Here is a 25728-nt window from a genome sequence, read left to right as displayed (position 1 = left end):
CGAGCGGGGGCCGGGCTCGCCCGGCCGCCCGTTCAGGCGCCGACGAGGACGGCGATCATCAGGACGAGGAACAGCAGTCCCACGACGCCCATGACCACCAGGGGGACGAGCTTCTGCTTGTCCTTGAACGCGGCGAGTGCGCCGCCGCCCACGGCCTCGTTGACGTCCTCGGAGTCGGGGATGGGCTGCTCCGCGGAGTTGGAGACGGGCTCCTCGGGGGCGGCCTCGGCGGCGGGCTCCTCGGGCGGGGGCGCGGGCTCCTCGGGAGCGGGGGGCTCCTCGGGGGGCGGCGCGGGCTCCTCCGGCTCCTCCACGGGGACGGCCCTGGCCTGGCGCGAGGCGGGGCGCTGGGGCGAGGGCGGAGGCGGGGCCTTGGCCTCCGTGGAAATCTGGACGGGCTCGTCGGCCGGCTCGGACGGGTCCACGTAGAGGAAGCGGGTGGCGCCCACCTCCAGCTCGTCGCTGTCCTTGAGGGCCTTGCGGTTCACCCGCTTCTTGTTGACCTTGATGCCGTTGCGGCTGCCCAGGTCCTCCACGTGCGTGCCGGACCAGTCGCGGCGAATCTTGGCGTGCTTCCGGGAGACCAGGTCATCCTTGAGGATGATGTCGGCCTCGTTCTCGTCGCGGCCGAAGATGAGCTCCTTCGCGTCGCCAATCTCGATGCGCTCGCCCTCGCGGGGGCCATTCATGAAGCGCAGGAAGCGCTCGTCGCTGGAGGCCGAGCGCATGGCGTCCTTCACCAGGCCGCGGGCGATGAAGGACGTCTTCTCCGAGTTGACGTCGGCGTTGAGCTCCGTCAGCCGGTCGAACTTCACGTCGTACTGGGCAATGGCGATGACGTCGCCGTTGCGCAGCACGCGCTTCTCGCCCTTGGGCAGCGGCTTGCCGTTGATCTGCGTGCCGTAGGCGCTGCCCAGGTCCTCCACGAAGAAGTGGGTGCCCTCCTGGCAGATGCGCGCGTGGTTGCGCGACACCGCCTGCTGGGGCAGCACCACCTGGCAGGCCTTGTCCCTGCCGAGGGTGATGACCGCGTCGTCCAGGACGACCTCGGTGCTCGGATTGGCGCCGGCCTCGCTGCGCTGCGTGACGGTCAGACGGACGGACATCTCGGGGAGGGCACGGGCAGAAGGAGGCGGGCTTTCAGAACGTGGCGTCGCTCAGGAACTTCTCACACGTCTGGTACTCGGTGGGGAACTCCTCGGACGTCCCATACTTCAGGAATTGCTTGCAGGCCACCTCGGCGAGGTCCCGCTTGTGGGCGTCGGAGAAGAGCTGGAAGAGGCCGAAGTGGCAGGGGGCGAACTTGCCGTCCAGCTTGACGCACTTGCGGTAGGTGGACTCCTCCTCGGCGAGCAGGCCCTTCTCGCGGTACTGGCGGGCGAGCATGAAGAGGGCGGGGGCGGAGTTCTCCGCCTGCTGGGTGTCCTTGATCTCCTTGAAGGCGGCGTCGGTGAGGGCCGTCTTGCGCTGGGCGAGGGCCAGGTGGTTGATGCAGCTGCTGTTCTTCTCGTCCAGGCGGGCGCAGTTGGCGAAGGCATCGCGCGCCTCGGGGAAGCGGGAGAGCTCCATCAGCGAGGTGCCCAGGTCGTGCCACATCTGGGACGCGTCCGGGGTGAGCTGCGTGGCCTGGGCCAGGTGCCCCACCGACTCGTCGTACTCGCCCTCCGCGTAGGCGATGACGCCCAGGGTGTGGTGGGCGTCCGCGAGGCCGGGGTTGATGGCCAGCAGCGTGCGCAGCTCCTTCTTCGACGGCTCCATCTTCCCCATCTTCATCAGGGTGACGGCGAGGTTGTAGCGCGTCTCCAGGTTGTCCGGGTTCACCTTCAGGGCCCGGCGGTAGTTGTCGTGGGCCTTCCCGTACGCGCCCTCCTCGAAGTAGATGGCGCCGAGGTTCTGATATGCCTGCAGGTGCTCCTGGTTGAAGCGGAGCGCCTTGATGAAGTGCTTCTTGGCCTCATCCTTGCGGCCGCTGTACATGGCGATGAGGCCCTTGTTGGCCCACAGGTCCGCGTACTGGGGGCCGAACTCCAGGCCCAGGTCGCAGAAGGTCTCCGCGCGCACCAGGTCGCCCTTCTCGAGTTCCTGCGCGCACAGCTCGTTGTTGATCTCCGCGCGCGGATGGGGCGCGGCGGGGGTGGAGACGCAGGCGGCGAGGGGCAGCGCGGCCACCAGGGACAGGGCGGAAACGAGTCGGGCAAGACGCATGGCCGCGCGAGTGTAGGAGAGCGGCGCCGTCCGAAGCAACGCCCTGGCGCCCTCAGAATCCAGGCTGTTTTCCGGGGGTTGCGCCGTTAGAGTGGCGGCCCATGCGTACCCTGCTCTACACCCTTGGATTCGCCCTGGCCCTCCTGGGGGCCACCCCGGCGCAGGCCCAGTTCGCCAACCGCAGCCTGGGCCTGTCGTTGGGCTACATGGACTTCCACCGGACCTCGGGCCTGGACGAGGCCTTCTTCCTGGGCATCGACGCCAGCCTCTACATCGAGAGCGGCTTCGAAATCGTGTCCCTGTCGAAGATTGCCATCCCGAAGGACACCACGGCCGACGATGAGCGGGTGGTGGTCCTGGCCCCGTCCATCGGCGTGCGCTACCTGTTCTCCGAGGAGTCTATCCGCCCGTACGTGGGGACGGACATCAGCTACCTGGCCGTCTTCAAGGAGAGCATCAACAACCTGGTGGGCATCGGGCCCAACGTGGGCGTGGACTTCTTCGTGTCGGACTCGGTGAGCCTGGGCCTGCGCGGCCAGTACAACTTCTACCTGGCGCTCAACGAGGACGTGCAGACGTCGCTGTCGCTGTCGGCGGGCGTGGCGGCGTACTTCTAGGCGTCCCCGCCGCTACGCCAGGGTACGGGCGCGAGGCGCCGCGGCGCGCGCGCCCTTCTTCGGCGGCAGCAGGGCGGTGGCCACCAGCAGGGTCCACTTCTCGTCGGAGAGGTGGGCCGGCTTCTCCATGGCCAGCGCGTCCTGCAGCCGCGCGCCCAGGGTGGAGAACAGGCGCAGCCGGGCCTCCAGCCGCAGCTCCTCGCGGCGCAGGGCGGCTGACAGCACCACCTCGCGCTCCTCGGTGGACAGCCGCTTCACGCGGGACACGAAGAGCGGGTCCGCCAGCAGCCCCTCCTCGCCGGTGGTGCCCAGGGCGGAGGGCACCTTGAGGCGGCGCTCGCGCACGACGATGGTCCCCGCCAGCATGTCCCCCAGCCGCTGCTGCGAGCCGGAGACGAGCGCGGCCACCCCACCCACCAGGTAGAAGAGGGGCAGCCGGTCCACCGGCCGCGCCAGGTTGCGCAGCGCCGCGTGGTAGAAGCCGATGCGTACGCCGCTCTCCTGGATGACGCGCAGGGAGAACAAGCGCTTGCCCACGGTGCGCCCGCTCCACACCGTCTCCAGGGCGATGGCGTAGCCCCAGTCCACCAGGAAGTAGACGACGATGCCCAGCGCGCTGCCGAAGCCGGGGAAGGCCATCAGCGCCACGCTGAGCCCCATCATGATGGACAGGCTGACGACCAGGACGATGATGGCGTCCACCAGCCACGCCAGCATGCGCGAGTACAGCCCGGCGAGCGTGAAGCGGAACTCCACGTACTCGGGCGTGAGCACCGTGTGGGTGCCGTCCAGCAGCGTGTCGGTGGCGGTCGTCACCCCGGCAGTCTAGCCGCCTTGGGGGCCCTTTCGTCCGCCAACGATTCCAGTCCCAGCGCGGAAGTGTGGGCCGGGCCGGGGGCCGGGGTGTCGGGAAAGAGGCTCCTGGCCGCCGGGAGGGCAGACGGGCGAGCCGGGGCATGACAGGGTTGTTCATGGCTGTCCGGACGGTGGGTTAGTCTCCGGCGCTCTTTCACCGTGGCCGCCACCAACTCCTCATCCTGGAACCGCCGTCTCTGGCCGGCGGCCGCCTTCCAGTTCGCGCTCATCGCCGGGGTGACGCAGCTCAAGACGACGGCCAACGCGCTGGTGCTGTCGCGCTTCGAGTCGCAGGCCCTGCCGTACCTGTACCTGCTGGGCGCGCTGATGACGGCGGCGCTGACGGTGCTGCCGCGCTCGAAGCAGGGCTCGCCGCTGGAGTCGCCGGGGGTGCTGACGGGCCTGGGCGGCCTGGTGGCGCTGGGGCTGGCGGCGGCGCTGTCGGCGGGGCAGCGCATGCCGGCGCTGGCGCTGTACCTGTTCGCGGACACGTTCTCCACGTTCGTCTCCTTCCGCTTCTGGGGCCGCATGGCCGCCGCGTTCGACGCGCGCGAGGCGCGGCGGGCCTTCACCGCGCTCAACGGCTTCGCCATGGGCGGAGGCATCGTCGGCGGCCTGCTGGTGCAGGCCTTCGCGGAGCGGCTGGGCACGCCGGCCATGGTGGTGAGCGGCGCGCTGGGCCTGCTGACGGCGGGCGCCATCTTCCACCACCTCTACAAGGGCGAGCCTCCGCCCGTGCCGCGCAGCCGTCCGGCCGCCGCGTCGTTCCTGGGGTTCAGCTACCTGGCGGAGAGCCCCTACGCGCAGGTGCTGGCGGCGCTGGGCATCGCCTTCGCGGTGCTGTCCTCCTTCGTGGACTACCACTTCCGGCTGCGGCTGGAGGGCACCATGAGCGAGGACGCGCTGGCGGCGCTCTTCGGCTCGCTGCAGCTGTGGATTGGCCTGTTCTGCGTGGCCTTCCAGCTGCTGGTGGCGCAGCGGCTGCTCAAGCGGCTGGGCCTCCTGCGCTACGTGGCGCTGGTGCCGCTGGTGCTGGCGCCCCTGGCGGGCGCGGCGCTCGTCACGCCCGCGATGTGGCCGGTGCACCTGCTGCGGCTGGTGGAGACGGCGGTGAGCTACTCCATCCTCCCGGTGGGCATCCAGTTGCTGTACGCGGCGGTGCCGGACGACCAGCGCGAGGGGCTGCGCGCCACGGTGGAGGGGCTGCTGCGCAAGGGCGGCGTGGTGCTGGCCGGCCTGCTGCTCATCGGCGCGGGCCGCGCGGCCACCGGCGACACCATGGCCGTGGCCGTGGTGGGCATGTGCGCCGCGCTGGGGCTCTTGCTGGTGCGCCTCAAGCCCGCGTACGTGGCCGCGCTGGGCGAGCAGGTGGGCGCGCCCGAAGAGGAGGAGGTGGCGCTGGAGGGGGAGGAGGAGCAGCGCCTGCTGGCGGAGGCTTTGGCGGCGCCCGCGCCGGAGCGGGTGCTGCGCGCGGTGGACATGATGGAGCAGGCGGAGGTTCCGCTGCGGCCGCACCTGGCCGCGCTGCTGCGCCACCCGCACGAGCGCGTGCTGGAGCGCGGCGTGTCCCTGGCGCTGGAGCTGGAGGCGCACGAGCTGGCGCCCGTGCTGGAGCGACTGGTGGAGGAGGGCCCGCGCCGTCCCCGCGACCAGGCCGTGTGGGCGCTGGCGCGGCTGTCGCCGGAGCGCGCGGAGCGGCTGCTGCCGGCGCTGCTCAACCACCCGGACGTGGGGCTGCGGTGCGCGGCCATCGGCGCGCTGCTGAAGTCGTCGGGCAGCTCGGCGGCGCTGGACGCGCTCCATGCGGTGCTGGCGCGCGGCGAGGGGGCCCCGGAGCCTGAGCGGCGCGAGGTGGCGAAGCTGCTGGGGCGGCTGCAGGACGCGCGCTTCGCCTCGCCGCTGGTGCGCTACCTGGAGGACCCGGACCCGTCCGTGCGGCGCGTGGCGCTGGCCGCGGTGGGCGAGGGGGGCTACGTGGAGCTGGCGCCGCGCCTGCTGCCCTTCCTCACCTGGCGCGAGGAGCGCAAGACGGCGCGCGAGTCGCTGGTGGCGCTGGGCGACGCGGTGACGCCTCTGGTGGAGGAGCAGCTCAACAACAAGGGCGCGCCCCTGGCCATGCGGCTGCAGCTGCCGCGCGTGCTGCGTGACATCGGCACGCCGGCGGCGCTGGACGCGCTGCTGTTCTCCAACGTGCGCGACGATGCCTCGCTGCACTTCCGCATCGGCGCGCAGCTGTCGCGCCTGCGCGACGAGCACCCCGAGCACCCGGTGGACGTGGAGCGCGTGCGCGAGGCGCTGGGCCGCCGGCGCGAGGTGTACCGCGCGCTGGTGGGCGCCTTCCGCGACGTGCGCGCGGCGCTGGGGGACGGCTCGCTGCTGACGCGCGCGGTGGGAGACCGGCTGGACCAGGCGCTGGAGCTGTCCTTCTTCCTGCTGGGGCTCCTGCACCCGTCGCAGGTGATGCGCGGCATCCACTACAACCTGGTGGGGCAGGACGCGCGCCGGCGGGCGCTGGCGCTGGAGCTGCTGGAGAACCTGGTCTCCGAAGAAGACCGGGAGCTGGTGATGGAGCAGGTGGAGGCCCACCACCGCGAGCTGCCTCCGGGCGCGCCCGGGCGCCTGTGGCGGCGGCTGGCGGCGCTGGTGCAGAGCGAGGACGTGGTGCTGCGCGCGTGCGCCCGCCACGTGGCGCGGGTGAACGGGCTGAACGTGCTCCCGCAGGAGGGTGACTTGAGCGACAGGACGGTCCAACGGATGTTCGCCCTGGAAGGGGTGAGCGTCTTCTCGCAGAGCGACGTGGACGACCTGGCGGCCATCGCCGCCGTGGCGCGCGAGGCCTCGTTCCGCGCGGGCGAGCGCATCTACGCGCAGGGCGACCCGGGGGACGCGCTCTACGTCATCGTCGAGGGCGCGGTGGACGCGTTCCACGACGGTGAGCACGTGCTGCGCTTCCAGGGCAAGCAGGCCTTCGGCGAGGTGAGCCTCCTGGACGGGGCGCCGCGTCCCACGGACATGGTGGCCGCGGTGGACACGCGCCTGCTCATCATCGACCGGCGAGACTTCCTGGACCTGCTGGCGGACCGCCCGGAGCTGCTGACGGGCTTCTTCCGCGCGGTGAGCCTGCAGCTGCAGAAGCTCATGGCCCTGCCGGACTCGCGCGAGACGGGTGAGCGCCTGGAGCTGACCGCCCCGCAGCCCATCGACGCGCCGCCGCTGCCCACGGGCCCGGCGCCCGAGGTCAGCGGGACGAACGAGGTCATCAGCGCGGCCCGGGAGCGGGCTCGCGACGAGGGCTGACGGAGCCCACTGTCCGGAGCCCCGTCAGGAGCCCGTCTCGCCCGCGGGAATCGCCGGCTTCGGAGGTGCGGGCTTGAGGGCGGCCCGCGCGGCCGCCTCGTCCGCGAGCAGGTGCGCGGAGGCCACGGGGATGAGCGGCCGGATGAAGAACTTCATGGGCGGGAAGGTGCCCAGGAAGCGCACCAGCGTCAGCCCCGCGAAGGCCCAGGGGTGGCGCTCCACGGTGGCCACCGGGGCGATGACCTCCTGCGTGCGCCGTGTCACGAGCGCGCCGTAGCGTTGGAGCATGCCCCACCGCAGCCCGGGCACCTTCGTGGTGAGCCAGGTCCAGGCACGGAGGAACCAGGGCGTTTGCGGCTCGCCCACGGCTTCCCAGGCCTGGCCGCTCTTGGCGGCGGTGAAGACAATCAGCCACCACCCGCCCCAGAGCGTGGAGAGGATGCTGAACATCGTGCGGCTGAACAGGAAGGGCACGGTGAGCACCACCATGGCCGGCACGCCCACCAGGAACAGCATGAACGCCCGCCAGCGCCGCTTCACCTTCTTGCGAATCCACGGGACGTCCACGCGGATGCGCGGGGTGAGCTCCTCGTCCTCCGGCGGCACGCCGGTGAGCAGGCTGGCATCACGGGCGATGGCGTCGTGGTGCTCCCGCGACAGCGCGATGACCACCCACTGGGACAGCTGGAGCGCCGCGAACAGCGCGCCCCAGAAGGCCAGTCCCCAGAGGGAGAAGCCCTTCACCGTGAAGAAGTCGGTGTCCGCCTTGGCCTTGGGCTGAGCGTCGCGAGCGGCTTCGCCGTCCTCGTCCTGAGGCGGGTCCGCCCGGGTGGCCGCGGGGGGGCCGCCGTCCTCGTCTTCGTCCTCGTCCTCCGTCTCGGGGGCCTCGGCGAGCGCCGCAGTCTCGAGCACCAGGGCGCTGATGGCCTCCGAGAGGGAGGTACCCGCGTCGCCGCCCTGGACCGCGGCCTCCAGGTCGCGGATGCGCTGCTCCATGCGCGCCTGGGCCGCCTGGGCCCGTGCTTCGTCCCGAGTGAGGGCTGGCGCGTCACCCGCGTCCGCCTTGCCCGAGGCCACCGCTCCCGCGTCCGGAGCGGGGAGGGGCCCGGCGCTCGCTTCATCCTCGAGCGCGGTGATGGCTCCCGCGTCCGAGGAGGGGACGGCCGCCGCGCTTGCTTCGTCCTGGCTCGTGGCCACCGCGCCCGCGTCCTGCTGGGACTGCCCCGCTGCTGTCGTCTCCTGGACGGTGGCGCCCGTCCCCGCATCCCGCCGACGCCGCGCCGGGGGCGTCACGCCCGCGTTGCGCAGGATTTCGTCCACCCGCGCGTCAACCTTCTCCTGTTGCCGCGTCCGCTTCGTCTCCGCGTTTTCGAGATGCCGGGCGACCACGGCCTCCGTCACCGCGCGAATCGCCTTCGCGTCCGACGCCTGCGAACTCCGCTCGCTCGCGTTTTCCGCGGCTTTCTTGCCGGAGCCCATGCAGGTCAGCGCCAGCGCCAGGGCGGCCACCGTCTGGAGGAGGCCCACGCGCAGGTATCGCCCCCGGGCCATCGGGTCTGCCATCAGCGCCCGGGCGAGGTGGAACGGCAGGCTCAACCCGTGGATGAACTGCCGCACCCGCCCGGGCGGAACCTTCCGGTTCCTCAGGTGGAAGTGGAGCGCACCCTCTCGCACCTCTTCCCAGACTTCCCGGGCCATGGCCTCACCGTGCCCGGTGGGCCCGCGCTCCGCGTCCTTGCTCGCTCCGCCCTGGGACGCGGGCGGGTCCTGCTGGCCGTCGTGCTCCGACACGCTGGCACCGTAGCACGTGCCGAGTTGTGCTAAAGGCGCGGGTGTGAGAACGACCCCTCCTTCCTTCCGTCAGCGTCCCTCCCGCCAGCCGCGGCTGTCCGGCGTGCTGGTCCTTGCTCTTGGCGCCCTCACCGGCTGCGAGAAGAGCACCCCTCCGCCGCCCGCCGCCCCCGCGGAGCAGCCGGCCGCCCAGGCGCCCGCCGCTCCCGCGGTGCCCAGCGAGGTCACCCTGCTCGTCACGGGCGGCGCCTTCGGTCAGCTCCAGCCCGCCGAGGGCAAGGGCGGCGCCGCGGAGCTGCTCGGCCGCTGGGTGGCCGAGGAGAAGCACTGTGCCGGCCCCGTGAAGGACGGCCAGGCCACCTGCGCCGACTCCGGCACCCTGGCGCTCGCCACCGGTGACCACTGGAATGGCCCGGCCATCTCCTCCTTCTTCCTGGGCACCCCCACCGCCGAGGTCATGGGCCGCATGGGCTACGCGGCCTCCGCCCTGGGCAACCACGAGCTGGCCTTCGGCAAGGAGGCCTTCCTCAAGAACCGCGCCGCCGGCGGCTTCCCGTTCCTCGCCGCCAACCTCAAGGTGAAGGACGCGGCCCTGGCCGGTGACCTCTCCATGCCCGCGTTCCAGGTGTTCGAGCGCCGCGGCCTCAAGGTCGGCGTGGTGGGCCTGGCCTCGGAGAAGACGGTGCGCACGGCCATGGCCGGCCGCGCCGAGGGCCTGGAAGTGACGGGCTACGAGGAAGCGCTGAACGTCGCCGTCCCCGAGGCCCGCAAGGCCGGCGCGGACGTGGTGGTGGTGGTCGCCGACGCCTGCGTCACCGAGCTGCAGCCCGTCGTCGCCAAGCACGCCGAGTGGAAGCTGGCGCTGGTGGCCGGTGGCCGCTGCCCGCAGCCGGTGGACGTGAAGGAGGGCGGCACCGCCTTCGTGTCGCTGGACCGCGGCTTCAACAAGTACCTGCGCGCGCACCTCACCTTCGACCCGAAGAAGCCCGCGGGCGAGAAGGTGACGGCCGTGGACACGAAGCTCGTCGACGCGGCGGGCGGTACCCCGGACGCGGAGACGGCGCAGCTCATCGCCAAGTGGAAGACGCAGCTCGACGAGTCGCTCGGCCAGCAGATTGGCTTCACCAAGGCCGGCATCCCCCAGGACTCGCCGCAGATGGCGAAGTGGGTGGCGGGCGCGGTGCGCGAGGTGCTCGGCACGGACGGGGCCGTCCTCAACCGCGGCGGCCTGCGCGGCGACCTGCCGGCCGGCGCCGTCACGCGCGGCAGCATCTACTCGGTGATGCCCTTCGAGAACACGCTGCTCGTCGTCAACCTCAAGGGCGAGGACCTGGCGAAGCAGCTGGCCAACCCCGCCGCGCTCATCGCCGGCTTCACCCCCGCCGGGAAGAACAAGTTCAAGGACGCCAAGGGCAAGGCGCTGGACCCGAAGAAGGAGTACTCCGTGGCCACGGTGGAGTACCTCTACTTCGGCGGTGACGGCTTCGAGTTCGAGAAGCTGGACCCCGAGCCCACCGAGACGGGCATGGCCTGGCAGACGCCGGTGGTGGACTGGACGAAGGGCAAGGAGTCCAGCGAGAAGAAGCCGCTGGAGAAGCTGCTGAAGTAGTCCCGCCGCACCCCGCACTCCCCGGAGCGCCGGACGGTTCCCTTCACGGGGCCTTCCGGCGCTTCGCCGTTTCCGGCAAGGCCCTCAGTGCGCCCCGGGCACGGCGGCCGGCTCGGAGGACGGGGCAGGGGAGGACGCCGTGCCGCACACCGCCTCATAGCGCGCCAGCGTGTCGTGCACCGTCCGCCGCAGCCGCTCCGGGGTGCCCTCGTGGAGCATGTCCGCCGCGAGCTGCTGCGCGGAGAGCGCCTCCTGGCAGCGGCCGAGCTGGAAGAGGAGGGTGGACCAGGTGTCGAGCACCGCCGCGTTGCCGGGGGCCAGGGCCAGGGCACGCCGGGCCGCGGCCAGCCCCTTCTCCGGCTGCGAGGTGCGCGCGTAGAAGCCGGCCAGGCCGTTCTGCGCGCTGATGCTGTCGGGCAGCAGCTCCACGGCCCGCAGCCGCGCGGCCTCCTGCTCCTCGGAGGTGTTGCCCGCCGCGTCCAGCGCCTGGGCCAGCGCGTCCCAGGCCTGGCCGCTCTCCGGGTGCCGCTCCGCCAGCGCCCGGGCGAGCTCGAGCCGGCGGAACGGGTCCGCCGTGGAGCGGATGCGCAGCAGGGCCACCGTGACGTTGTCCGGGTTCTCCCGCAGCGCCTGCGCCATCTCCCGCTCCGCCTTCTCCAGCCGCTCCTCGGTGGGCGCGGCGCCCGGCGTCATCAGGAAGAGCTGGGCGCGGATGGCGTGGACCTCTCCTGGCACCATGAGGCGCGTGTGGATGGGGCTCGTCTCGGGTTTGAGCGGCGCGGTGATGGTGGGGTAGGTGACGTGGCGCCCGCCGTGGACGTAGGCGTGGAGCTGGCCGGCCATGTCCTTCACGCCCCGGAAGGACTCCTCCCACGCCTGGCGGGGCTCATCCCCGCGCATCAGGCGCATCTGGAAGTCCTCGAAGCGGTCTGCGTGGCGGCTGATGAGGAAGTGCACCCAGAGCCACGAGGACGCGTAGTACTGCCGCGACTCGGCGGTGCTGAGCAGCCCCTTGCCGTCCCACTCCCACAGCTCGTCCAGCGTGCGCCAGCCGCTGCGGTGCACGTGCTGGAAGAAGGGGCCGTGCAGCCGGCCGAGGATGACCTCCTGCCTTTCGGGCCGCAGGGCGATGGACTCCAGATAGGAGGCCAGCCCCTCGGAGAGCCAGCGCGGCTGGCGCACCAGGGCAAACTCGGAGAGGTAGTGCGTCAGCTCGTGCGCCTGGGTGCCCTGGTCCGCGGACTGCTCGCTGAGCACGTATGCGTTGCCGGCCATGACGAGCACGGGGCCGTCGGAGGTGGTGGCGGAGAAGCCCTCGATGCGGACGTTGGTGAACTCCTCCATCGCGGCCCGGTTGCTGAGGACGATGACCTCCACCGCGCCCGGCGGGTCGAAGCTGCCGCCCCACGCCTGGAGCAGTCCCTGGCGGAGCATCTCCAGCTCCCGGGTGGCCTCCTCCGCGGTCTCCGCGTCCAGGTTCGTCCGGACGTTGAAGTGGGAGCTGCGCACCTCCACCCAGGCACGCCCGCCCTCGAGGGGACATACGGCACGCACGCCGGTGCACCCCGACAGCACGGCCATGACCAGCCCCAGGAACGCCATCCGACACGTCATGACCCGAGTTTTCCCACAACCGCCGCCCCGAGGGCAGGTGGGGGGGGACGTGTCTGGGTTAGAGTGTCGGACCATGGAGATGGCGGAGTTCATCGAGTCGCGCCGGCCGCGCTGGGAGCAGCTGGAGGCGCTGCTGGACAGGTCCGAGTCCCACGGTTTGCGAAAGCTGAGCCTGGAGGACGCCCGGACGCTCGGCCGGCTGTACCGTGCCGTCTCCAGTGATTTGCTCTGGGTGCGTGCGCGCAGCGGCTCGGCGGACGTGAGCGCCTACCTCAACGACCTGGTGGGCCGGGCCTATGCGCTCACCTATCCCGGACGCCGCCCGCGCCTGGCGGACGTGTGGGGCTTCGTGGCCCGGGGCTTCCCCGCGCTGATGCGCCGTGAGTGGCGCATGTATGTCGCCTCGCTGATGTTGCTGCTGGCGGGCATGGGCTTCGGCTACCTGGGGATGATGGTGGACCCGGATGCCGCGCACTACCTGGTGCCCGCCGAGCACCTGGACCTGGACCCGGTGAAGCGCGCCGCGGAAGAGGCGGCCGGGGATGGGATGACGACGGACCAGCAGGCCCAGTTCACCACCTTCCTGTTCACCCACAACATCCAGGTGGCCTTCCTGGCCTTCGCGCTGGGAATCACCATGGGACTGGGCACGGCGCTGATGCTGTTCGTCAACGGCCTGTTCCTGGGGGCGCTGGCGCACGTGTACGCGGCCAAGGGGATGGCGGGCTGGTTCTGGGCGTGGATTCTTCCGCACGGCATCCCGGAGATAACGGCCATCTGCATCGCGGGCGCGGCGGGCCTGGTGATTGCGCGTGGAATGGTGGCTCCGCGCGGACTGCCCCGGGGCCAGGCCCTGCGTCAGGAGGCGGTGACGGCGGTGAAGCTGCTGTTCGGCACCCTCGTCCTCTTCGTGCTGGCGGGGTTCATCGAAGGCACCGTGTCGCAAATCCATCCGCCGAAGCTGTCGGTGGTCTTCAAGATCTCCTTCGCGCTCACCGTGGGCGCGGGCGTGTACGCGTACCTCCTGTCGGACTGGCTGCGCGGCGGAACGCAGGCGCCGGATGGAAGCGAAGCGCCGGCCGGGTCCGCCGTCACGTCCTGACACCGGGGCCGTGGTAGACCGCTCCCCGTGCCCGTGCCTCCCGCCCTTCCTCCGCTGCCCCGCGAGCCGGAGGTCCTCATCGAGTGCCCGCGCTTCTCCTTCGTGAAGCGGCGCGCGGACGGCGCGGTGGACTTCGTGTCGCCGCTGCCGTGCCCCTACAACTACGGCAGCATCCCCGGCCTCATGTCGGACGATGGAGATCCGCTCGACGCGGTGGTGATGGGGCCCCGGCTGCCGCGCGGGCAGCGGGTCCGCGTGCCCGTGGTGGCCGTGCTCGGCTTCATCGACGAGGGGCGGGGAGACCCGAAGGTGGTGTGCAGCGCCACGCCCCTGAGCGCGTCCGAGCGCGCCGGGCTGGAGCGCTTCTTCAGCGTCTACGCCTTCTTCAAGCGGGGGCTGCACCGCGTGCGCGGCAACGTGCCGGAGACGCACTTCACCGGCTGGCTCCCCACGCCCTGACTCAGGCCAGCGGCTTCGACAGCCGCAGCACGCGGTAGGTGAGCAGGCCCTGCTCCAGCGGCCCCACCCACACCTCCTCGCGGAAGCCCACGCGCGTCCAGAAGCGGAGGGCGTCGGGGTTGGGCTCCGCCACGCCGAGCCGCAGCAGCCGCGCGCCCTCGCGGCGCAGCCAGTCCTCGTACCCGCGAATCACCGCCTCGCCGCGCCGCTGCCCGCGGACCTCCGGCGCCAGCAGCATCAATCCCAGGTACCACTCGCCCGGGTTCGGGAAGTCACTGATGCCCTCGAGGATGCCCACGAGGTGTCCCCGCGCGTCCCGCAGCGCCACCAGGTGGCCGCGCTCCGGCCCCACTCCGGGCGGTCGCTCCAGCGGAATCTGCCGCGCCTCGTCCTCGCGCGCGGGCCGGCCGTAGCAGCGCTGGTAGAAGTCCTCGCCGCGCACCAGCAGCGGCTGGAACAGGTCCACGTCGGCGTCGGACACGCGCTCGGCGGTGAGGTCCATGGCCTGGAAGAGAGGGCTCATGGACCTGCTGCTACAGCACGCCGCGCGCCTTGATGTCCAGATAGCGGTTCACGGCCGCGAGGCTCAGCTCATCCGGCTGCACGTCCATCATCTGCACGCCGCCCTGGCTCACCCGGGCCTTGAGCACCTCGCGGTCCGACAGCAGCTCGGAGGCCACCGCGTGTTGGAATGCCTCTTCCGGTCCGGGTGGCCGCGTGCGCAGCAGCTTCTGCAGCGCCGTGTCCTTCACGGAGAGACAGAGGGGCACGTGCCGCCGCGCCAGCCGGTGCAGCGGGGCCACCATGGTGGACGCCTGCTCCTCGTCGAGGAAGTCGGTGAAGACGCACAGCAGGCTGCGTCGCGTGAGGCGGACGTTGAGCTCCTTGAAGAGCGCCAGGTAGTCCACGTACGTGAGGCTGGGCGTGGTGGAGTAGAGCGCGTCCACCATCTTCCGGTACTGCCCGCGCCCCGCCGCCGGAGGCAGGTACGTCTTCACGCCGTCCGCGAACACGGCCAGCCCCACCCGGTCCCCATTGCGCACCGCCACGAAGGCCAGGAAGAGGGCCGCGTTCACCGCGTGGTCCAGCTTGGTGAGCCCGTCCACCTGCGCCGCCATGGAGCGGCCCGCGTCCACGCAGATGAGGATGGACTGCGAGCGCTCCGACTCCAGCACGCGCGTCACCGGCCGGCCCCTGCGCGCGGTGGCCTTCCAGTCCACGTCGCGCGCGCTGTCGCCCTGTGCGTAGTCCCGCAGGCGCGCGAACTCACTGCCCCGGCCGTCACGGCGCAGCTGGCGCAGGCCCAGGTTGACCAGGTCCAGCGCCGCGCCGGACAGCAGCAGCCGGCTGGCCCCGCGCAGGTCCGGGTAGACGGAGATGGCCTGCGCGGCGGGGAACACGCGCTCGTGGAAGACGAGCCCCAGCGGCCCGCGCACGCGCACGTGCACGTCGCCGAACTCGAAGCGGCCCCGCTTCGCGGGCGTCACCCGGTACACCCAGCGCGCCTCGCTGTCCGCGGGCAGCACGAGCGGCGCCTGCTCCACCGTGGAGGTGAAGGACTCCGGCACGTCGTCCTTCACCCGTACGTCCACCGAGCCCCGGCCCCGGTGCACCAGCCGCACTTCGACTTTATTGGGCACGCCGACGTTGAGCCGCTGCGGCAGCACCCGGCGCACCTCCAGCCGCACCCGGCGGGCGGAGAGGACGTCCAGGCCTGCGAGCGCCAGCACCAGCACGTCCAGCACCAGCACGGCGCCGCCGAGGCCCGGGAAGAACCCCGCGGCCATCATCGGCAGCGCCAGTAGCGCCAGCAGCCCCCACAGGCGCGGGGTGGGTATCACCGAGGGACCTCCACCCCCTGCACCACCTCGCGCAGCACGTCCGTGGGCGTGGCCCCGTCCAGCTCCGCGTCCGGCGACAGCAGCAGGCGGTGCTTCAGCACCGGCCCGGCCAGGAAGCGCACGTCGTCCGGCGTGACGAAGCCGCGCCCGCGCAGCGCCGCCAGCGCCTTGGACGCCAGGAGCAGATGGACGCCCGCGCGCGGGCCCGCACCCAGGCGGATGCGGCTGGAGGTGCGCGTGGCCGCCACCAGCTTGCGGATGTACGCCAGCACCGGCGGCTCCACCGTCACCTCGTTGAGCGCCGCCCGCGCCGCCAGCAGGCCATCCTTGCTCACCGCCGCGTTGACGCCCGCGCGCGCCAGGTCGCCCGAGTCGAAGCCGCGGTGCACCGAGGCGAGAATCGCGTCCTCCTCGTCCGGCGCCGGGTAGCCCACTTCAATCTTCAGCAGGAAGCGGTCCAGCTGGGCCTCGGGCAGCGGGTACGTGCCCTCGGACTCCACCGGGTTCTGCGTGGCGAACACCGTGAAGAGGGGCGACAGCGTCAGGTTGCGGCCCTCCATCGACACGCCGCGCTCCTGCATGGCCTCCAGCAGCGCGGACTGCGTCTTGGCCGGAGCGCGGTTGATTTCGTCCGCCAGCAGCAGGTCCGTGAAGATGGGACCGCGCACCAGCACGAAGGACTGGGACTTCAAATCGAACACGCTGGTGCCCAGGATGTCCGCGGGCATCAGGTCCGGTGTGAACTGGATGCGCTTGAAGTCCGAGCCGATGGTGCGCGCCAGGGCCTTGGCCATCAGCGTCTTGGCCACGCCGGGCACGCCCTCCAGCAGCACGTGGCCGCCGGCGATGAGGCCGCAGAGCATCAGCTCCAGGGCCTCGTCCTGGCCGACCACGGCCTTGCGCACCTCGTACAGCACGCCCTCGCGGATGGCGTGGGCGGCCTGGACTGCGTTGCCGGCCGAGGAGAAGGGGACGGCGGGCGGAGTGTCGTTCATGGCGTTCCGGGAGTGCTGCGCCGGCTACGGCCGGCGGTGGGAAGACGTTGGCGCAGCCCGGCCGCGTGGGCGGCGAGCTGCTGGAGGTCCTTGTCGCTCGTCACGGTCTCGGCCTGCCCGGCCACGGCTTTCAGGCCCCGGGCGAGGTCCTCGCGGCCGCGCTCCTCGAGGCCGTCGGCCACCGTGGCGACGGGGGCGTGCGCGGGCAGGCCCGCGTGCAGGGCGAACTCCTGCGTGAGCCCCCTGGCGATGAGGCCGGCGGCGAAGCCGTGGTGCCGGCCCTCGCGGTAGAGGCGGCCCATGGCGAAGAGGGCGTCGGTGGCGCCCACGCGGGCGGACTCGGGCGGCCGGCGCGGGCGGCCGAAGCGCTTGAGCGACACCGACCACAGGGCCACGCCCAGCAGCAACTGCACCACGGCGAAGTGCAGGCCGTAGCGCCGCGCGAAGTCCACCACCGAGCGCTCGTTGGTGAAGCCGTGGTGGAACTCGTCGAACTCGTAGGGGCCGGGGCCCAGCGCGGCCAGGGTGCTCAGCCAGAACTGCGCGTTGTCCGCGCGCGCCAGCGCCCGGTTCATCGCCAGCTCCGGCGCGCCCACCACCAGCACCCGGCCCTGGCCGTAGGGCACCACCGCCGCCACCATGCGGCCCAGCCGGTCATCCTCCAGCACCGGCACCGCGCTCGTCGGCAGCTCCAGGTACGCCTGGACCTTCGCCTCCACCCGCTCCACGCCCAGCGTGTACGGCGTGGGCAGCGGTGGCACCAGCGTGCGCATGGGCAGCGAGGTGTCCGCCTTGAAGAGCTTCACCTCCAGGGCATCGAGCAGCGGGTTCTCCCGCGAGCCCCAGGGCACGTACACCAGCGCGCCGCCGCCGCGCACGTAGTCGAGCAGCTTCTCGCGCTCGTCCTCGTCCAGCGCGGCGGCGCGGAAGGCGTTGAAGCCGGTGCGCGGCACGTCCTCGTCCGCGAGGCCGCCGTCGGGCTCGGCGGCGAGCCGCGTCTCGTCCGGGTCCGCCTCCTGCGCGCCCTCCACCTCCACCGCCAGCAGCACCGGCGTCCCGGGGCCGGAGTAGACGCGCAAGTCGGCCATGCGGCGGGACACGGGCAGGCCGCTCTCCTGGGCCAGCAGGAAGAGGGCGCGCGAGCCGTCCTCCTGGGCGCGGTAGCTGGACAGCGTGTCGGCGAACTCGCCGCGCCGGGCGCCCCGGACGAGGAAGCCGCCCAGCACCACGGTGAGCACCAGGCCGCCTACCACCAGCAGCGGGAAACGGTCACGCACCGGCGGCCTCCGGGCGGGGCGCGGCCAGCAGCGGCTCGGTGAGGGTGCGGAACTCGCGGTAGCCCTCCACGCCCACGGGCAGGTTGCCGTACCACGCGAAGTCGAAGCGCCGCGTCAGCTCGCGGAAGGGGGCCTTCAGCTCCGAGCGGCCCCGGAACTGGCGCAGGTAGTCCCAGTTGCTCAGCGTCACGTCGTAGAGGATGGCGCCGTCGCGGTGCAGCCGGGACAGCAGCGCCAGGTAGAGGCTGCGCACCGCCTCGCGGTACTCGCCCCGGGCGGCCAGTTCGTCCGCCAGGTGTGCCCAGCCCTCGGGCGGGCGGGACAGCGCATGGGCCGGGTCACCCGCCAGCGCCGCGGCGTCCAGCGTGGACACCTCCAGCCCGGCCTCGCCCTGGCCCTTCCTGTCCCTGCTCATGAACCGCAGCAGCAGCCCGCCCAGCACCCCGAGCGCCAGCACCACCAGCGCGATGACGAGCACGTTGGCCGCGTCGAGGCCGGAGACGAGGGGCGTGTCGGCTCGCGGTGGCGGTGCCGGGTCTCGCTCGAAGAGCTTCTTGAGGAACTCGCCCAGCCAGTCGATGAAGCGCCGCCACCAGCCCGGCGGCTCCGGCGGAGGCGCAGGCTCGTCGGGGGCCTTCTCCACGGGGGGCGCCACCGCGAACTCCGGCCGTGCCAGGATGTCCTTCGCCCGTGACGCCGCGGCCCGGGCGTCCGCGCGGGCCTGTGCGTCCACCGTGAGCGTGGCCTGCGTCAGTCCCGTCTCTAGCGTGCCGAGCGCGGTGTCGCAGTCCTCCTCGTCCCAGGCCTGCCGCTCCACGGTGCGCACCAGCCGGTCCAGCTTGCCCACCTCGGTGGGGCCCAGTGCTCCCAGCGACTCGAAGCGCTCGTCTCCGGTGGGGCCGATGCCCTCGCAGGCATCCGCCACGGCGCCCAGGCGCCGCACGGCGTCCTTGCCCGAGGTGACGGGCGTCTTCACGTCCTTGCCCGGTTCGCCAGTCGGGGCCACCGACGGCCGTGGCGGCGCGACTGGCACGGCGTCCTCTTCGGCCTCCAGCGGAGCGGGGGGCTCGGCTTCCTCAGGTGCGGCCTCGTCGGACTCCGATGGATCGGGCGTCTCGGCGTCATCCGAAGGTGGCTCCTGCGTGTCTTGCGCCAGCCGGGCAATGGCGTCACGCCCCAGTGGGCCCTCGGCGTGCTCCGCCGGCAGCGGCGCTTCCGCGTCCTGCGACATCAGGGCCAGGCCGCCGGGGGCCACCGCGCCCATGGCTCCAGCCCGAGCCGTACCCGGGGCCAGCAGCCCCAGCCCGAGCACCCCCGCGAGCACGGCCGCGGCGGTGCCGGAGCCCCGAGCGGCACCCAGGGGCCGGCCCGTGTTGCGCGCGGGGAGCTGCTGCACGGCGGCCAGCAAGTCGAGGCCCTCCTGCCGCACGCGCCCATCCACCAGCAGCAGCGTGGCGATGGTGGCGCGCACCGGCTCGAAGAGGGCAAACGTCGTGACGGCGAGGAACAGCAGCCACTGCGGGTTGTCCAGCGAGGCGAAGCGCTCGGCGAACGTCAGGTCGATGCCCACCAGCTTCCGCCCGAGGAACAGCAGGAAGTTGAGCGCGATGTGCAGGTTCAAGAACCCCAGCAGCTGCACGCCCATGAGGATGCGCACCGCCGCGGCCGTGCCTCGCGCCGGGCCCAGCAGCCGTGAGCACACGCCGTACAGCCGCAGCGGGCTGCCCCGGCCCTGCATCATCGCCGCGTAGCCCACGCCCTGGGCCACCATCACGAAGAAGGCGATGCCCAGCGTCAACATCACCGTCAGCGTGTTGAAGGCGAAGAGGTACGCCACGGTGATGAAGAGCGCGGGCGCGCGGGCCAGCGCCGCCCGCATGGACTCCCGGGCGGTGGGCTCGCCCTTCGGGTCCAACAGCAGCCCCTGCACATGGTGGCAGGCCGCGCCCTGGCAGAGCCCCCGGAGGAACCATGCCAGCGTGAGCCACAGCGTGGGCAGCACCACCGGCTGGCCCAGCCGCACCGCCTCGGCCAGGTACAGCGCCGCGGAGACGACGGCCACGCCGCCGGGCAGCGTGAGGGACCAGACGCCCGCGTTGCGCGCGCACAGGCGGAACGCCGCGTCCATCAGGGCCACCGCGCCTCGGGGGCGCAGCTCGAGCGCGGAGACGGCCATGCGCTAGCTCGCCGCCACTTGCGCCACCAGGAGGAGCGCGCCCCAGACGAGGCCCACTCCCACCAACGCCAGCACCACGTTGCCCACCGTCCACTCCCTCCGCTCGCCAGGGCCCTCCAGCGCCTTGAGGCGCTTCTCCAGGCAGCTGGCGCAGCGGTTGATGCCCTCGAACTGCGTGGTGCACTCCCGGCAGATGACGCGCCGGCACTCCACGCAGACGCCGAGGCCGGCACGCTCCGGGTGGTAGTGGCAGCGGCCCGAGCCCTGAATCATGACGCCACCTTAAGCAAACCCGGGCCCGCCGCACCACCCCCGCTACAACTCGTCGAGGAACTCGTCGTTGTACGTGTAGCGCGACAGCCGCTTGACGAGCGCCTCCATGGCCTCCACCGGCTTCACCGAGTGGAGCATCTGCCGCAGCTTCTTCACCTTCTCGTACTCGCGCAGGGTGAAGAGCTTCTCCTCCTTGCGCGTGCCGGACTGGGCGATGTTGACGGCCGGGAAGACGCGCTTCTCCGCGAGCAGGCGGTCCAGGGTGACTTCGCTGTTACCGGTGCCCTTGAACTCCTCGAAGATGACCTCGTCCATGCGGCTGCCGGTGTCGATGAGCGCCGTGCCGATGATGGTCAGCGAGCCGGCCTCCTCCGTCGCGCGGGCGGCGCCGAAGATGCGCTTGGGGCGCTCCAGCGCGCGGCTGTCCACGCCGCCGGACATGGTGCGGCCGGAGTTGTCGATCTCCTTGTTGAAGGCGCGCGCCAGGCGCGTAATCGAGTCGAGCAGAATCACCACGTCCTTGCCGGACTCCACCAGCCGGCGCGCGCGCTCCAGCGCCAGCTCCGCCACCTTGAGGTGGTCCACCGTGGGCCGGTCCGAGCTGGACGCCAGCACCTCCGCCTTGATGCCGCGGCGCATGTCCGTCACTTCCTCGGGGCGCTCGTCGATGAGCACCACCATGACGTGACACTCGGGGTGGTTGGCCAGCACCGCCTGGGCGATGCGCTGGAGCATGATGGTCTTGCCCGTCTTGGGCGGCGCGACGATGAGCGCGCGCTGGCCCTTGCCGATGGGGGCAATCAGGTCCAGCACCCGCGTCACCAGCTCCTTGTGGCCGTTCTCCAGCTTCAGGCGCTCGGTGGGGTCCACCGACGTCAGGTCCGCGAAGTGCGGCAGGCGGGGCGCGCCCTCCAGCGGGCGGCCGTCCACCGTGTCCACCTTCTGGATGATGCCCTTGTTGCCCCGCATCTGCGCGAAGGCCGTGAGGTACTGGCCCTGCCGCAGCTTCAGCTTCTGCACCAGGTTCTTCGGCAGCTCCGGGTCGTCCGGCGCCGCCAGGAGGTTGCGCTTGAGCTGTCGCAGGTAGGCGTTGGGGCCCTTGGCCTCCGTGTCCAGCACGCCCTCCACCGGCGCCAGGTTGGCCTGCTGCGCGGCCTCGCGCTGCTGCTGGCCTCCGCCGTGCTGCTGGCGCTGATGATGGTGCTGCGGCTGCTGTTGCTGCGCCTGCTGCGGCGGGGCGCCCTGGCCCTGCTGCTGTTGCTGCGCCTGGCGCTGCTTGTACTGCTCCAGCTCCTGCGGCGTCAGGAAGACCTGGACCTGCTGGCCGTCGGGGCCGGGCTGCATCCGGTAGGCCTGGCCGTCCGGTGTGAAGAGGACCTGGGCGCCACGGCGGCGGCGGCGGCGGCGGCGGCGACGCCCGCCTGCCTGGCCGGGCTGCCCGGGGGCGCCCTGGGGGCCTCCCGCGCTCGCGCCTTCGCCGTCGTCGGGCCCCTCGTCGTCGCCCTCGTCGCCACCGTCGTCATCCGGCTCGGACGGAGGTGCCGGCCGGGCGGCCACGGGCATCGGGGGGGCTTCACGAGGGTCGCGGTTATCGGAGTTTTCGCTCATGGGTTTCCAGACTGCGCGCGTCCCATGCAGGCCATCCCGAGGGGAGGCGGAGACGCAGGGTGACTCAGGCTGTGGGACAGAGAGCCGGACGCGGGGCCTTGAGATGAGCAGGCCGAACCGCCGGTCCCTGGAGCACCCTGGCGGCCGGGGCCGTCCGGGGTACTCCTGCAACACTAACAGAGCCCGGGAGCGGCGCCGCCGGTTTTTTCACCCGGATTTTCACCGGGTGTTGTCCGGCGGACCCCCTCCCAGCTCCCTCAGTCCACCGTCAGGGTGAAGGGCACCATCGCCTTCACTCCCGGGCGCAGCAGCTCCAGGTTGAGGCCCATGCCACGCGCCAGGGCGCGCAGCGGCTCGGGGATGGCGGGCGGGGGCTCCGGCAGCAGGGAGAGCGCCGCCTGGACGCCCGGCTCCCCGCCGAGCGCGGAGAAGAAGCCCCGGGCCTCGCCCATCACCACCACGTCCAGGTCCTCGTCGGCGGGCACGCCGGCCCGCGTCCGCGCGGCGTCCACCGCCTCGGGCAGGCCGCCCAGCCGGTCCACCAGCCCGCGCGCCAGCGCGTCCTGGCCGCTCCACACGCGTCCCCGGGCCACCTCGTCCACCTTCGCCTTGTCCTGCTTCCGCCGCGCCGCCACCTCGGTGATGAAGGTGTCGTACGACGCGTCCACCCAGCCCTGGATGGCGGTCTGCTCCTCCGGCGTCCACGGCCGCCAGAGGTCGAAGACGTCCGCCAGGGGCGCCCGGGTGATGCTCTCCTGGGTGACGCCCAGCATGTCGCCCAGCAGGCCCTGCAGCGCGGGCTTGATGTAGAAGACGCCGATGCTGCCCGTCAGCGTGGTGGGCAGGGCCAGCACCTCGTGCGCGCCCATGGCCGCGTAGTAGCCGCCGGAGGCCGCCACGTCGCCCATGGAGGCGATGACGGGCTTGTGCTTCGCGGCCTCCAGCACCGCCTGGTACATCAGGTGCGAGGCCAGCACCTCGCCGCCGCTCGAGTCGACGCGCACGACGATGGCCACCACCGACGGGTCCGCCTGCGCCCGCTCCAGCGCCCGGATGACCGTCTCCGCCCCGGCGATGCGGCTGAAGCCCAGCGGGTCCTCGCGGCTGCGGCCCCCGGCGATGCCGCCCAGCACCGGCACCACGGCCACGCGGCGCCGCTGACCCCAGCGCCCCTCGCGCTCGTCCCGGGGCCAGTAGGTGCTGCTGAAGCGGCCGCCCGGCACCAGCTCCGCCACCTTCGCGTCCAGCTCCGAGGGCACGATGACGCCGTCGAGGAAGCCCAGCGCCTGGGCCTGCTTCGGGGTGGCCAGGCCCGTGGCCCACAGCCGCCGCAGCTGCTCGGGCGGGTGCTTGCGCCCCTCCGCCACCGCCTTCTCGTACCAGGTCACCTGCGCGTCCAGGTACGCATTCACCGTCTCGCGCGACGCCTCGCTGGGCTCGGTGAGGGTGAACTGCTCGGGCGCCGTCTTGTACTGCCCCACGCGCGCCACGTCCCAGTGGACGTTCAGCTTCTGCATCGTCCCGCCCAGCAGCTGGATGTGGGCCGCCAGCCCGTTGATGGGCAGCATCGACTCCGGCAGCGCGTACACCCGGTCCGCCGCCGAGGCCACGAAGTAGCCCCGGTCATCCGCCGACATCAGCACCGCCATGACGCGCTTGCCGGCGCCGCGCAGCCGCAGCACCGCCTGGCGCAGCTCCTCCGCCGTGCCCCAGTCCAGGCCGGGCAGGCCCTCCATCTTCAGCACCACGCCCGACAGCCGCGGGTCCTTCGTGGCCAGCTCCAGCCACCGCGTCAGCCGCAGGTACGGGTCCGACGTGCTCCCGCCCAGCAGCGCCAGCAGGGGGCTGGTGCCGCCGGCCAGCATGTCGTTCAGGTCCAGCATCGCCACCACGCCCCCGGGCGGCCGCAGGGCGCGGTAGTTCTCGCCCGACAGGCGCACCGCCACCACGTGGTCCAGCCCGTCACGGGTGCCGCCCATCGCATAGGTGAGGCCCACGCGCGAGGCGTCCACCGTGGCCGCCACCTGGAGCGCCAGCGGCACACCGCTGGCGAAGCCGTGGGACACGCCCGCGCCCAGCCGCACGCCCGGAATCACCTCCGCGTTGAGCGTGTACGTGGCCTGCCCGGTGCGGAACGCCCCCTCGGAGAAGAGCCAGTCCACGCCCAGCGTGTAGCGCTCGTCCAGCGGCCGCACGCCCAGGCCCAGGTTGTACCGGCGCTTCAGCGCCACGCCCCCCTCTTCAGGGGCATTGAGGTCCTTCACCACCGCGGCCAGCGACAGCCCGCGCGCCGGCCTCGCGGTGAGGCCCAGGTCGAAGCTGGACAGGTCATCGAGGTCGTCGTCGTCCGAGCTGAAGTCGTGCCACGCGCCGCCCAGCTGCAGCGTGCGCGAGCCCAGCGACAGGCCCAGCGACGTCTTGCGGTAGTCGGGCTCGAAGCGGCCGCGAATCCACTCCATGGAGGCGCCGGCGCCCAGGCCGAGGAAGCGCGTGGCCACGAAGACGCCGTCGCCCACGCCGTCGCGCGTGAGGTTGCGCTCGTGCAGGTAGAAGAGCTGGCTGCCGTCGAGGTAGCCCAGGCCCGCGGGGTTGAGGGAGAGGGCGGTGGCCTCGTCCACCAGGGCCGCGCCGGTGGGCGGCAGCGTCACCCCCCGGGAAGGTTGGTGGGACTGGGGGACGGTGCCCGTCTGGGCGAGGGCGAGGGCGGGGAGCAGCAGGAGGGCGAGCAGGCGCATACGCCCCGGGACTCTAGGCGCCAGCAGTCCCGGGACAAGCGCCGTGCGTCACCAATCCTCGGTTCCAGACACCCCGTCCAGCGGGTCGTCCGCTTTCTTCTTCTTCTCGACGGCCTTGGTCTTCCCGCCGCGGTCCTCGGCGCTCCAGTCCTCGGTGCCGCCGCGGTTGTCCAGCGGGTCCGAGCTGCGCGACATCTTCTCGCCGCTGCCGTTCACCAGCTGGTTCACCATGCGCTCCATCTCCTGCTTCAGCTGGCCGAACTCGTCGCCCTGGAGCACCACGCGCCGGCCGCCCAGCCGCCGGCCGCTCTTGACGTCGTAGTAGCCCAGGTGCAGCTCGGAGCCTTCCTCCAGCGCCTTCACGGTGCCCACCATGGCCCGCTCCAGCCCCAGCGACTGCCCCAGCGCCGTCACGGCCGAGGACTTGGAGCCCCCGCGCATCACCTCGCCGGCCACCCTGTCCAGCTGGGCGTCATAGGCCTTGTACGCGGCGGTGGGCACCAGGTCCGTGGTGGACTCCACGTCGTCCGGCGTGACTTCCAGCAGCATGCCGTGCTGGCGGAAGCCGGCGCGCTCCAGCCGCACCAGGTGCTTGCCGATGGGCAGCGCCGGCAGCGTCACCGGCGTGTGGCCCACCAGGTCTCCGTCCACGTACACCCGCGCGCCCGACGGGCGCGACTTCACCGTGGCCCCGCCGCGCAACAGCGACGTGCGGCCGGTGGCCACCTGCACGCGCAGGGCGATGAAGTCCCGGCTGAAGCGCTTGGGGTCCAGCTCGAAGGTGGGCATCAGCGCGATGAGGTCCATCAGCGCCAGCTTCGCCTCCTCCACGTCCCCGCGCAGGTGCAGCAGCGCGCCGTACAGCGCCAGCGACTCGCACAGCGGCGAGCACCCGCGCATGGCCCCCGCCGCCGACTGCAGCTCCTTGAGGGTGGCGCGCACCTTGCGCTCCGCCTCCTCGTATTCCTTCTTGTCGAACGCGGCGACGCTCTCCGAGTAGCCCTTGCGCCCGCGCTCCAGCGACGCCTTGGCGTTGGTGTCCTCGGGCATGCCGAACAGCTCCTCCGGCTTGCGCACGGTGAAGCCATTGAAGTGGCGGAGGGCCTCGTTCATGTAGCCCTCCATCTGGACGCCCCCGGCCTCGGAGGCCGGATCCATGGGCACCAGCAGGCTGGTGACACGGCGCGAGGGCGGCGGAGCGGCCAGGACCAACGCAGGGAGGAGGGTGAGGAGGAGGACTTTCATGGGGAATCTCGAGGAAGGCTCGGAGCAGG

19 protein-coding genes are annotated in these 25728 nt (G+C 72.3%); 5 read left to right on the top strand and 14 right to left on the bottom strand.

Annotated features, from left to right (window positions below):
* Nucleotides 1-32: 32 nt before the first annotated feature.
* The gene (locus tag LXT23_RS29150; RefSeq protein WP_253983596.1) at nucleotides 33-1106 is read right to left on the bottom strand and encodes an FHA domain-containing protein; all 1074 of its coding nucleotides are present in this window, start codon (nucleotides 1104-1106) and stop codon (nucleotides 33-35) included.
* Between the two features lie 34 nt (nucleotides 1107-1140).
* Nucleotides 1141-2205, bottom strand: coding sequence for a tetratricopeptide repeat protein (locus LXT23_RS29145; RefSeq protein WP_253983595.1), 1065 nt, complete (start codon nucleotides 2203-2205; stop codon nucleotides 1141-1143).
* Between the two features lie 101 nt (nucleotides 2206-2306).
* On the opposite strand from LXT23_RS29145, the gene LXT23_RS29140 reads away from it, so the two are divergent.
* Nucleotides 2307-2822 (top strand): porin family protein, encoded by a 516-nt coding sequence (locus LXT23_RS29140; RefSeq protein ID WP_253983594.1) that lies wholly within the window; start codon nucleotides 2307-2309, stop codon nucleotides 2820-2822.
* Between the two features lie 12 nt (nucleotides 2823-2834).
* Here the strand turns inward: LXT23_RS29140 and LXT23_RS29135 are convergent, their stop codons facing one another.
* Entirely contained in the window at nucleotides 2835-3638 is an 804-nt protein-coding gene (locus LXT23_RS29135) for an RDD family protein (RefSeq protein WP_253983593.1), read from the bottom strand.
* Between the two features lie 198 nt (nucleotides 3639-3836).
* Between LXT23_RS29135 and LXT23_RS29130 the strand changes: the two genes are divergently transcribed.
* Entirely contained in the window at nucleotides 3837-6974 is a 3138-nt protein-coding gene (locus LXT23_RS29130; protein WP_253983592.1) for a cyclic nucleotide-binding domain-containing protein, read from the top strand.
* Between the two features lie 24 nt (nucleotides 6975-6998).
* Here the strand turns inward: LXT23_RS29130 and LXT23_RS29125 are convergent, their stop codons facing one another.
* Nucleotides 6999-8765: a hypothetical protein gene (locus LXT23_RS29125; protein ID WP_253983591.1), complete on the bottom strand. Its 1767-nt coding sequence runs from the start codon at nucleotides 8763-8765 to the stop codon at nucleotides 6999-7001.
* Between the two features lie 43 nt (nucleotides 8766-8808).
* Here LXT23_RS29125 and LXT23_RS29120 point away from each other — a divergent pair, with 43 nt between their 5' ends.
* Nucleotides 8809-10374 (top strand): bifunctional metallophosphatase/5'-nucleotidase, encoded by a 1566-nt coding sequence (locus LXT23_RS29120; RefSeq protein WP_253983590.1) that lies wholly within the window; start codon nucleotides 8809-8811, stop codon nucleotides 10372-10374.
* Between the two features lie 84 nt (nucleotides 10375-10458).
* On the opposite strand, the gene LXT23_RS29115 is transcribed toward LXT23_RS29120, so the two are convergent.
* The gene (locus LXT23_RS29115; protein WP_407692920.1) at nucleotides 10459-11976 is read right to left on the bottom strand and encodes a hypothetical protein; all 1518 of its coding nucleotides are present in this window, start codon (nucleotides 11974-11976) and stop codon (nucleotides 10459-10461) included.
* A gap of 85 nt (nucleotides 11977-12061) precedes the next feature.
* On the opposite strand from LXT23_RS29115, the gene LXT23_RS29110 reads away from it, so the two are divergent.
* Together LXT23_RS29110 and LXT23_RS29105 are read left to right on the top strand one after the other, a co-directional pair.
* Nucleotides 12062-13090, top strand: a complete 1029-nt coding sequence (locus tag LXT23_RS29110; RefSeq protein ID WP_253983588.1) for a stage II sporulation protein M — start codon at nucleotides 12062-12064, stop codon at nucleotides 13088-13090.
* A gap of 27 nt (nucleotides 13091-13117) precedes the next feature.
* Nucleotides 13118-13549 carry an inorganic diphosphatase gene (locus LXT23_RS29105; RefSeq protein ID WP_253983587.1) on the top strand — a complete coding sequence of 144 codons (432 nt, stop codon included), beginning with the start codon at nucleotides 13118-13120 and terminating at the stop codon, nucleotides 13547-13549.
* Nucleotide 13550: 1 nt separating this feature from the next.
* Here LXT23_RS29105 and LXT23_RS29100 read toward each other — a convergent pair whose 3' ends face one another.
* The 9 genes from LXT23_RS29100 to LXT23_RS29060 all read right to left on the bottom strand — a co-directional run bounded on the left by LXT23_RS29100 (nucleotide 13551) and on the right by LXT23_RS29060 (nucleotide 25699).
* Nucleotides 13551-14072: a GNAT family N-acetyltransferase gene (locus LXT23_RS29100; RefSeq protein WP_253983586.1), complete on the bottom strand. Its 522-nt coding sequence runs from the start codon at nucleotides 14070-14072 to the stop codon at nucleotides 13551-13553.
* 10 nt (nucleotides 14073-14082) lie between these two features.
* The gene (locus LXT23_RS29095; RefSeq protein WP_253983585.1) at nucleotides 14083-15390 is read right to left on the bottom strand and encodes a DUF58 domain-containing protein; all 1308 of its coding nucleotides are present in this window, start codon (nucleotides 15388-15390) and stop codon (nucleotides 14083-14085) included.
* A complete protein-coding gene (locus tag LXT23_RS29090) occupies nucleotides 15387-16385 on the bottom strand; it encodes an AAA family ATPase (RefSeq protein WP_253983584.1) in 999 nt (332 codons plus the stop codon). The genes LXT23_RS29095 and LXT23_RS29090 overlap by 4 nt, the downstream gene beginning before the upstream one ends.
* Nucleotides 16382-17662, bottom strand: a complete 1281-nt coding sequence (locus LXT23_RS29085) for a DUF4350 domain-containing protein (protein WP_253983583.1) — start codon at nucleotides 17660-17662, stop codon at nucleotides 16382-16384. Before LXT23_RS29085 ends, LXT23_RS29090 begins: the two co-directional genes overlap by 4 nt.
* Entirely contained in the window at nucleotides 17655-19838 is a 2184-nt protein-coding gene (locus tag LXT23_RS29080; protein ID WP_253983582.1) for a DUF4129 domain-containing protein, read from the bottom strand. The genes LXT23_RS29085 and LXT23_RS29080 overlap by 8 nt, the downstream gene beginning before the upstream one ends.
* Nucleotides 19839-19841: 3 nt before the next feature.
* The gene (locus tag LXT23_RS29075; RefSeq protein WP_253983581.1) at nucleotides 19842-20111 is read right to left on the bottom strand and encodes a hypothetical protein; all 270 of its coding nucleotides are present in this window, start codon (nucleotides 20109-20111) and stop codon (nucleotides 19842-19844) included.
* Nucleotides 20112-20153: 42 nt separating this feature from the next.
* A complete protein-coding gene (rho, locus tag LXT23_RS29070) occupies nucleotides 20154-21719 on the bottom strand; it encodes a transcription termination factor Rho (RefSeq protein ID WP_253983580.1) in 1566 nt (521 codons plus the stop codon).
* Between the two features lie 257 nt (nucleotides 21720-21976).
* Nucleotides 21977-24454 carry a signal peptide peptidase SppA gene (gene sppA, locus LXT23_RS29065; RefSeq protein ID WP_253983579.1) on the bottom strand — a complete coding sequence of 826 codons (2478 nt, stop codon included), beginning with the start codon at nucleotides 24452-24454 and terminating at the stop codon, nucleotides 21977-21979.
* Between the two features lie 48 nt (nucleotides 24455-24502).
* Nucleotides 24503-25699, bottom strand: a complete 1197-nt coding sequence (locus LXT23_RS29060; protein ID WP_253983578.1) for a PEGA domain-containing protein — start codon at nucleotides 25697-25699, stop codon at nucleotides 24503-24505.
* Between the last annotated feature and the right edge of the window lie 29 nt (nucleotides 25700-25728).

The organism is Pyxidicoccus xibeiensis (assembly GCF_024198175.1).
Classification (GTDB): Bacteria; Myxococcota; Myxococcia; order Myxococcales; family Myxococcaceae; genus Myxococcus; species Myxococcus xibeiensis.
This window is presented reverse-complemented; position numbering and strand designations above follow the sequence as displayed.

What these genes read in the sequence shown, in the direction of transcription:
- LXT23_RS29150 (WP_253983596.1), bottom strand. Translation starts at nt 1,106, where the DNA reads ATGTCCGTCCGTCTGACCGTCACGCAGCGCAGCGAGGCCGGCGCCAAT.
- LXT23_RS29145 (WP_253983595.1), bottom strand. Translation starts at nt 2,205, where the DNA reads ATGCGTCTTGCCCGACTCGTTTCCGCCCTGTCCCTGGTGGCCGCGCTG.
- LXT23_RS29140 (WP_253983594.1), top strand. Translation starts at nt 2,307, where the DNA reads ATGCGTACCCTGCTCTACACCCTTGGATTCGCCCTGGCCCTCCTGGGG.
- LXT23_RS29115 (WP_407692920.1), bottom strand. Translation starts at nt 11,976, where the DNA reads ATGGCGTTCCTGGGGCTGGTCATGGCCGTGCTGTCGGGGTGCACCGGC.
- LXT23_RS29110 (WP_253983588.1), top strand. Translation starts at nt 12,062, where the DNA reads ATGGAGATGGCGGAGTTCATCGAGTCGCGCCGGCCGCGCTGGGAGCAG.
- LXT23_RS29100 (WP_253983586.1), bottom strand. Translation starts at nt 14,072, where the DNA reads ATGAGCCCTCTCTTCCAGGCCATGGACCTCACCGCCGAGCGCGTGTCC.
- LXT23_RS29090 (WP_253983584.1), bottom strand. Translation starts at nt 16,385, where the DNA reads ATGAACGACACTCCGCCCGCCGTCCCCTTCTCCTCGGCCGGCAACGCA.
- LXT23_RS29080 (WP_253983582.1), bottom strand. Translation starts at nt 19,838, where the DNA reads ATGGCCGTCTCCGCGCTCGAGCTGCGCCCCCGAGGCGCGGTGGCCCTG.
- LXT23_RS29075 (WP_253983581.1), bottom strand. Translation starts at nt 20,111, where the DNA reads ATGATTCAGGGCTCGGGCCGCTGCCACTACCACCCGGAGCGTGCCGGC.
- rho (WP_253983580.1), bottom strand. Translation starts at nt 21,719, where the DNA reads ATGAGCGAAAACTCCGATAACCGCGACCCTCGTGAAGCCCCCCCGATG.
- sppA (WP_253983579.1), bottom strand. Translation starts at nt 24,454, where the DNA reads ATGCGCCTGCTCGCCCTCCTGCTGCTCCCCGCCCTCGCCCTCGCCCAG.
- LXT23_RS29060 (WP_253983578.1), bottom strand. Translation starts at nt 25,699, where the DNA reads ATGAAAGTCCTCCTCCTCACCCTCCTCCCTGCGTTGGTCCTGGCCGCT.